This is a genomic window from Streptomyces hygroscopicus subsp. hygroscopicus (assembly GCF_001553455.1).
In the GTDB taxonomy this organism is placed as follows: Bacteria; Actinomycetota; Actinomycetes; order Streptomycetales; family Streptomycetaceae; genus Streptomyces; species Streptomyces hygroscopicus.
In genome coordinates, this window is the sequence record NZ_BBOX01000153.1 from 42,860 (window position 1) to 48,859 (window position 6,000).

Genomic DNA, 6,000 nt, shown 5'->3' on the forward strand with positions numbered 1-6,000 from the left:
GTTCGTCCGCCGTCCGCCGTACGCCATCCGCCCGGCCCCCGGTGGGAATCCTGGCGCAGCAGGTCAGGGCGGTACCAGGGCCGAACGGGCCCCGAAGAGGGCTGCCCGGCCCTCGTCCCGCCCGCCCCGCTCGTGCGACGGTCGCGGCATGGGCACGGAAGTGCGGGGGCGGCGGATGTGGCGGTGGCGGCATAACCCGCTCCGACGCCGCTCGGACGTGGTCGAAGCCTGGGTCGTGCTCGTCACCGGCCTGGTGATGGCGGTCGGCGGCCCGGCGGCCGGGGTGGCCGCCGGTACCACCGTGGACGCGTCGCTGCGGCAGGAGCGGGCGGACCGGCACCGGGTGCCCGCGGTGCTGAAGGAGGACGCGCCCGTCCCGCAGCCCGCCGCCGACGGGTCCACCACCGGCCAGGTGCGCGCCGTCGTCCGGTGGACCGGCCCGGACGGCACCGTCCACACCGGCGTGGCGCAGGTGCACCAGGGGAGCAGGGCGGGCACGGCGACCGAGGTGTGGACCGACGGCCGGGGCCGACTGGTCCAGCAGCCGCCCACCTCCGAGCAGATGGTGACCCGCGCGGTGCTCGCCGGGACGTCGGCCGCGGCGGGCGTGGGCGCGGTGTCGCTGGCCGGGCGCGGCGTGGTGCGCTGGCGGCTGGACCGCGCCCGCGCACAGGAGTGGGGACGCGCCTGGGCCGAGGTCGGCCCACGCTGGAGCCGCCACATCAGGTGACCGGCATCGCTGGACGCAGGGGGTGCCTCGGGTTGCCTGGGCGCCGGGGGCGCCCAGGGATCGTGTCCCTCGAAGAACTACGCGAACGCGCCGCCGCGCTGGACGCCGACGAGACCCAACCGTACCCATCGGGCGCGGTGGCCTGGATCTCTCTCGTGAAAACCGCGCTCGTGCCACGTGGCCGGGGGGCTTTCCGCCGGGCGCGCGAGGAACGACGCAAAGGACGCAACGGCCTGACGCTCATCGCGATAGCCGAACCTTCGGAGAAATCTAGAAAGGAAACCGACTTTGGGTCCCTTCACAACTGCCTCCGGTGCGCAGGGCATTACTTGCTCGCAAGTGCACCGTCTTGAGTTGCATTTGAGTCATGTCTCGCAGAAGATTCGTATACGCCGACCGTCGTGCTGCCCGCTTTTGCAGAGTGGTTGACGACCTGACCGTCAGGTATGAGGCCCCTCCCGTTGCGGCGGCGCCCACCAACGCCCCAAGCAATGCAGCTGACCCCTGGTCCATCAGTCCTCCGGTTTAACGAACCGCCCAACCGACAAGCCTATTGGGGATGCCATGCCGGGTCCACTTCCGAAGCGAAGTGATCAGAGCCGCAGACGTAACAAGGCCATGCCTGCCCACCTGGCAGGTGCGGGGGCTTCACGTGCTGCGCTGGTGACGGTCGTGCAACGGACTTCCCGGGGATGGCTGGGCGTGAGACGATGCCCGGGTGTCGAAGAATCAGCGTGATTCAGCACTCGTGTTGTGGGACGTGGACCACACCCTTGTGAGCATCGGTAGTGTTAGCCGAGTCATCTACGAGCATACCTTTAAGTCCGTAATCGGGCGCCCCCTCGGTCGGCTCGCGTCTATGACTGGCCGTACAGAACGTGCCATTATCATCGAGACTCTCGAATTGAATGATGTCGAAATCTCCCAAGCGACTATTTCTCGTTTTTACTCCGCCCTTGGCGTGGCCGCGCAGGAACTAGAAGGACGTATTCGCGAGTCTGGACATTCTTTGCCGGGGGCTGCTGATGCTATCTCCGCACTCCAGGATGGGCACATTGTGCAATCCGTGGTCACGGGAAATATTCGGCCCATCGCCAAGACGAAGCTTGGTGCGTTCGAACTCGCGGATAGTCTCGACCTCGAGGTAGGCGGCTACGGTGATGATGGGAGTGACCGGGCCGCTCTTGTTCGGCTCGCCCGTGAACGAGCCGAGGAAAAATACCGCACTTCCTTTGCTGGCAAGCGAACATTTGTCATCGGTGACACGCCCCATGACATTAAAGGTGCCCACGATGCCGGCGTATTTGCGGTCGGGGTGGCAACCGGAAGTAGTCCCATTGAGGTGCTAGAGGAGTGCGGCGCTGATTTGGTACTCGCTGACCTGACGAACATAGAGGCGCTACGTAGTGCAGTCTTCGACTCGCAGGAATGCCAGAGGCTCAGGTGAGGGTCTGGGTGGTCGTGCGGTATTTTTCCCTGAACTCAATGACGCTGGGGACTCTGCTGTACGGCGCAAGTGACGCCTCGAATTCCCCTAGCCGTTCAGCGACGCGTGCTGAACCAATCGTGCTGCTCAGGCTCAGTGCGTGACTTCCGGTCTGGCATGCTTGCTCAACTTCCCTATCAAGGAGATAGCACTTGGCAAGGCGAGCGAGGTAGTGGACTCTGTCGCGAACTCGGTTGGGGGCATGGATGCTCAACAGGCCGATGGCGCTGGTAAGTGAAGTGACTGCTTTCTGGCTCATCCCGAGGTCGAGATAGGAAGCCCCCTCCTGCGCGGCTACTTCAATAGAATCAACGTAAGAGACATAGTGTGGTTCCTGTAGGTTTCCCGCCTTATCGAAGTCATTTCTTGCGGCTTCCAGTGCTTTCCGGCACGATGCTTCGTTCCCCAGGCTCGCGTATGCTCTCGCCAGCCTCGTGCCGAGCATCGTTCGAATAAGCGGCGTTAGTTGGCCTCGGTCCAGCGAAATTGCTTTCTGGGCGAGTGAGAGGGCGGGCGCTTTACGCCCTCGATAAGTTTCCTGCAAACTCGCATAGGCAAGCGCACTAGCCTTTAGTCCCGGGTTGTCGGCCTCGTGTCCGACTCGTACGGCCTCATTGAAGTAGTTTCTTGCGGCGGCGTGATTGTTCCCATCAAGGGCTAGCCATCCCGCCATCTGATTGAGCTGCCCGAATACGAGCAGTCCGGCATTGGGCTTTTCGTGTACGCTCACAGCCATCCGGGCGACGTAGCGTGACAGAGGAAGAAAGAGGCTGTCGCCGCCCATTTCGTCATCGAGATGAAGGAACATCTTCAGCAGATGGTCGCCACTCTCTTCGAGTGTCACCCCATCAAACGGAGAAATTCCGAACGTCGGAGCGTTCACCGCGTCTTTGGCGTCGTCAGCGACAATGCGTCCGGCGCTTTTTTCCGAGTCAGAAATTTTAGGCGATCCGTGCCCCTGGGTACTGCCGCTCAATTTGCCAGCTTTGTCAACGATTTTGCCGTCAGCGCCAAGCAAAGCATCAAGTGATGCGGCCAATTCGGCGGATGGAAGCTGTTTTCCGGAAAGCACGCGGGATAGGAACGCGTGGTCGTAGTTCATGGCCCGTGATGCCGCCCGGATGCTCAGCTTCTGCTCACGCAGTGATGCCCGGACCATATGAGTGAAGTCCCCGCCGCTGCTCATGAACCCATCGTACGAGCCCCCGTCACCAACAGTCACCAGTCACCAGTCACCGCCGAGTAGCAGTCACCACTCAGTCACCAGTGAGTCACCGCTCAGAGTAAGGCGAGCCCGGAAGACTCGGCAGGCATAAGTCGCCCCCGTGGTCGTCCTACCGACCCGGGGGCGCGGACCACCTGATCACCCGAGAGAGGCAGGCAGCCGTGAGCAAGAGTAGCCACGGTCACCCGAACGTGGGCACGCTGGTGGGAGATACGGCCATCGATTGTGTAGGCGTCTACATGGGCCAGAAAGGGCCGTACGCCATGCCGCACACGGTCGCCGGAGGCAAAAAGCGGGAAGTACGACCGGCAGAACTTCGTTCTGCGTCGGAGGTGAGCCGTGCCTGAGCGCGAAGTCTCCGAACATCCTCGTACCGCCGACATTGAACAACTCCAGTCGGCGTACCTCATGCATCGGGCCGAGTGCGAGACGTGCACGCCCGACCAGTCGTGCGGCATAGCACGACGGCTGGAAGAGGCACGGCGTACGGCAGGGGCATCATGACGACGAACTGTGCACAGTGCGCCCGCCTGGAGCGCGAGAAGGAAGCGGCGCGCAAGGTCGGGGACCTGAGCAAGGTCACCGACTGTGCCGTGTTACTGAGGCGACACCCGGGCCACGGCAAGCGGAACGCTCACGTGGGACGGGGGACGTCGTGACTCGGGCGGTCTACCGATTCCGTGAGTTCCAACTCATCCCCGATACCGAGCCCGACGCCGCACCGATCACGTACGTCATGCGGTGCGCGGTGTGTGAGCAGGCCGGAGAGCCCAACGATGACCAGGCCGCCGCGCATACGTGGGCGAACGGCCACCTGAAAGCGAACCCGGAGCACTACACCTATAGGGAGATCATTACCCGCCCCTGCCGGTTCGAGCCGGGAGCGTGGCAGTGAGCCGAACCATCCTGCGAGGTACGGATCTGGTGCTCAGCGCTGAACGTGCGGAGGGAGCGCCGGACGGGATCTATCTCTCGGAGTGCATGACGTGCCCCGCCACCTCGGGACGGGTGGACAGCGACCCCGGTCCCGTCGCCCGCTGGGCCATCCTCCACACCCAGCAACACGGACTGAATCATGGCCAGTTCCTCGTGACCGTTGAGCGACACTGGCGCGTAGACCCCGTGCACCCCCCGGACCGACACGGCACGGCCACGCCGCCCCCGGCCCGTACCGCCAGCCGGATGCCCGCCACGCACCGCGCCCCCGGATGCTGGGGCGCCTGCTGGCGGCGCACCAGGCACACCATCAGCGTCGCCGGATCATGGACGAGGTTGAACAGATCATCGAACCGGCGGCCGGAATCGGCCGCCGCCCATCGGTGAAGCTTGGTCTGCATCTCCGCTACCTTCGCCCCCGAGCTGATCGGCCCAGGAACGCAGGCGTCGCCGTTCGGCGTCGCATCTCGCGGCATTGCAGTCCCTCCCTCCTTGAAACCACTGCCGCCCTTCCCCCTGTGACCGGCTCTCCCGGACTCCGAGTACTACGGCGGCTCCGCCCCACCCGACCCGTTCAGCGGTCGGTGCACCTATCCCCGCCCGACGGCTGGCCGCCGGCGACCGGGGAACCGGACTCGGGTGGTTCCCGTGTTCACTGCGATTCGCTCAGCGAAGGAGGAGCCCGACTGTGCCCCGGTGGCCTCGCCATGGGTACGCCGCAGTCCTTCCCCATGACCTCCCAGACGGCGGTACGAGACCCCCTGGAAGTTCCCCACCAACCGCAGTGGGTGCGCTCCACGCCCGGCCCAGATCCGCCAGGTTAGAGCCGGTGCCCGGTGTCGAGGGCTTAACAACGTCGGTTCCTCGCGTACTCCTCTTCGCCACGCTCGCCGGACCCGAGCCATCTGGCAGTGCTGGCCCGTCCCGGCTTTGTCGAGGCCGCTCCCGCCCTTCCCGGCACCACCCGGATCAGGCTGCCTCCAGCTTCACCCTCCTGCTGCGACAGGACGGCGGTGGTGGTCTTTCACCCCCACTCGAATCACAGCGCCTCACGGCGCAACGTACCGCTCGGGCACGTCCCGAGATCCACCAGAGCTAAAGGGCTCTATGCCTTCTGAGGAATCAGTTGTCGCACTTCAGCGATGAGTCAATGACCGTCGCGGTCTCTCCTCTTCCGACGGGCAGATGGCTGCCTTCGAAGCTGTACTTGGCCTCACTCAGGGGGTCAGCACCCCTACCAAGCGGGGGTTGCCCCCATTACCTGCCGTGCCTCCACTGCGTAGCGTGATCGTCGTTCCCAGTTCTGTTCGATTCGATGGAGGAATAGCGACAATGAGGTACAGGCATCGTCGGCGGGGTGGCCAGCAAGGGAAGCGCCTCGTGGCCCTGGCGACGGTCACCGCGGCGATTGTTACGGGGGTGATGGTGTCGGGAAGTGGGCCGGCCGTCGCGCACGCAGTGGTGGAGCCATCCGTTCGCAGCGCCACCGCGTCACTGCAAAGTGACCTCGAGAAATATCTGGACACTCAGGGCACTAAGGATCATTTCTCTGCGGTCTCCCTTCGGGTGACCTATGCCGATCAGCGACCTGATATCTCGGTCGATGCGGGGACGTCCCGCTAT

Annotated in this window: 5 protein-coding genes and 1 pseudogene; 5 read left to right on the top strand and 1 reads right to left on the bottom strand. The window is 64.4% G+C overall.

From position 1 onward, the window contains the following. The first annotated feature begins 148 nt into the window (after nt 1-148). Nucleotides 149-730 (top strand): Rv1733c family protein, encoded by a 582-nt coding sequence (locus tag AXW62_RS17555; protein ID WP_030829045.1) that lies wholly within the window; start codon nt 149-151, stop codon nt 728-730. 718 nt (nt 731-1,448) lie between these two features. Further along, entirely contained in the window at nt 1,449-2,177 is a 729-nt protein-coding gene (locus tag AXW62_RS41075; protein WP_079115662.1) for an HAD family hydrolase, read from the top strand. Here AXW62_RS41075 and AXW62_RS41080 read toward each other — a convergent pair. Then, nucleotides 2,170-3,402 (bottom strand): helix-turn-helix domain-containing protein, encoded by a 1,233-nt coding sequence (locus AXW62_RS41080; protein ID WP_252368637.1) that lies wholly within the window; start codon nt 3,400-3,402, stop codon nt 2,170-2,172. The two genes, AXW62_RS41075 and AXW62_RS41080, sit on opposite strands and share 8 nt — an antisense overlap. A 694-nt stretch (nt 3,403-4,096) precedes the next feature. On the opposite strand from AXW62_RS41080, the gene AXW62_RS47455 reads away from it, so the two are divergent. From AXW62_RS47455 to AXW62_RS45115, 3 genes and pseudogenes are all read left to right on the top strand, one after another. Further along, a complete protein-coding gene (locus AXW62_RS47455; RefSeq protein ID WP_060945355.1) occupies nt 4,097-4,336 on the top strand; it encodes a DUF7848 domain-containing protein in 240 nt (79 codons plus the stop codon). Continuing rightward, the gene (locus AXW62_RS47460; protein WP_442267815.1) at nt 4,333-4,764 is read left to right on the top strand and encodes a DUF7848 domain-containing protein; all 432 of its coding nucleotides are present in this window, start codon (nt 4,333-4,335) and stop codon (nt 4,762-4,764) included. The genes AXW62_RS47455 and AXW62_RS47460 overlap by 4 nt, the downstream gene beginning before the upstream one ends. A gap of 993 nt (nt 4,765-5,757) precedes the next feature. Then, nucleotides 5,758-6,000, top strand: a pseudogene (locus AXW62_RS45115) (serine hydrolase domain-containing protein); the annotation flags it as partial.